This window comes from Geodermatophilus sp. SYSU D00079 (assembly GCF_054050635.1).
Window position 1 is genome coordinate 1 of record NZ_JBJGZS010000063.1, and the last position, 2,013, is coordinate 2,013.

Sequence of the window (2,013 nt, forward strand, 5' to 3'; positions counted from 1 at the left end):
GGGGGGGCGGGGGCGGGCGGGGCGCCCCCCCCCCCCCCCCCCCCCCGGAGGTCAGTAGGTGAAGCGGGAGACGCCGGCGCGCAGCTCCGCGGCCATCCGCGACAGCTCGTCGACGGCGGTGCGCGTCTGGGTCAGCGCCTGGGTCGTGGCCTCCGCCGCGCCGGAGACGCCGGTGATGTTCTCCGCGATCTGACCGGAACCCTGCGCCGCCTCGGACACCGACCGGGACATCTCGTTCGTCGTCGCGGTCTGCTCCTCCACCGCCGAGGCGATGGTGGTCTGCCGGTCGCTGATCTGCGCCACGATCTGCGAGATCTCCCCGATCGCGGTCACCGCCGCGGTGGTGTCGCCCTGGATGGCCTGCACCCGCCGCGCGATGTCCTCGGTGGCCTTGGCCGTCTCCTGCGCCAGCTCCTTGACCTCGTTCGCGACCACCGCGAAGCCCTTGCCCGCCTCGCCGGCCCGGGCGGCCTCGATGGTCGCGTTCAGGGCCAGCAGGTTCGTCTGCTCGGCGATGCTCGTGATCACCTTCACCACGTTGCCGATCTCCGCCGAGGACTCCCCCAGCTTCGCCACGGTCGCCGTGGTGGTCTCCGCGGCGGTCACCGCGCGAGCGGCGACGTCCGAGGCCTCGGCCGCGTTCGTGGCGATCTCCCGGATGCTCGCCCCCATCTGCTCCGCACCGGCGGCCACCGTCTGCACGCTGCGGCTGACCTCCTCCGCCGCGCCGGCCACCACGCCGGACTGGGCACTGGTCTCCTCCGCCGACGCCGAGATCTGCGCCGACGAGGCACTCAACTCCTCCGACGACGCCGCCACCGCGTCCGCGGAGGACGCCACCGAGGCGAGCACGGTGCGCAGGTTCCCCTGAGCGGTGCCGAGCGCGTCGGCCATGCGCCCGAGTTCGTCGCGGCCGGTCACGTCCGGGGTCACCGTGAGGTCACCCCGGGCCAGCGCCTCCACCGAGGCCTGCACCGACCGGACGGTGCCGACGATCCGGCGGACGACGTAGACGGTCAGGCCACCGGACACCGCGATGCCCGCAGCCAGCGCCAGCCACAGCGTGAGGACGGCGGAGGACGCGATCCCCTCGGCGTCGTCGGTGTCGGCCTGCCCGGCCGCCACCCGACGGTCCTGCATCGCCTGGTACTCGTCCATGATCAGGTCCGCGGAGGCCTGCAACGGACCGGTGATGACCTGGCCGGCGGTGACCAGGTCGCCGCGGTCGGCCGCGGGCAGGAGCTGCCCGTCCGCCACCTCGTAGTAGTCCTCCACGTACCCGCGGAAGACCTCGAAGGCCTGCCGGTTGACGGTCACCTCGGCGTAGGCGTCCAGCTGCTCCCCGATGGTCTGCCGGCGCTCGGTGAGGTCGGCCCGCATGTCCGCCCGGCCCTGCACGTCGACCAGCGCATAGGAGTTGTAGCGGGAGCGGTCACCCTGCCAGGAGCGCTGGATGTTGGACAGGTCGGCGAGGGTGACGACGTTCTCGTTGATCCGCCCGGAGGCCTCCTCGAGCGAGTTGATCCGCGACACCGCCAGCACGGTCATGATCAGCGCCACGACCGCGAGGAGCGCCACGGCCGCTCCGATCTTCACCCCGACCGGGCGGTCCGCGAGCCAGCCGCTCGGACGTCCTGGACGGGCGGGGTCGGCAGGAAGGGTCATGGTGGTGCTCCTCGCAGATGATGGTCCGGGGAATGGTCGAGTCGCACCGGAACCGCTTGCAGTCCCCCTCGTCGGCGCGCGGAGGAATGGTGGGGTCCCCGGCGGTGCGGGCGTCGTCCATTCCTGCGCGTGTCGCAGAATGCGACCGAGAATTGTCGGTGACCGCCTTTCCCCGGTCACCATGTCGACACCCCGGCCATTCGCGGGAGAGCACCGCGGTGCACCGCCGAGCGAGCGTCCCGGGAGGGCGCAGCAGCCACGACGACGTCCGGAACGGCGGAACGGGGGGGGGGGGGGGGGCGCCGGCGCCCCCCCCCCCCCGCGGGGCTCCCCCTCCGCGCCCCGGGG

At 73.5% G+C, this 2,013-nt stretch carries 1 protein-coding gene; it reads right to left on the reverse strand.

The window, feature by feature from the left end; translation table 11 throughout:
- Positions 1 to 51: 51 nt before the first annotated feature.
- Complete coding sequence (locus ACI79E_RS22370; RefSeq protein ID WP_456934781.1) at positions 52 to 1,665, reverse strand: methyl-accepting chemotaxis protein; 1,614 nt, start codon at positions 1,663 to 1,665, stop codon at positions 52 to 54.
- Positions 1,666 to 2,013: the final 348 nt, after the last annotated feature.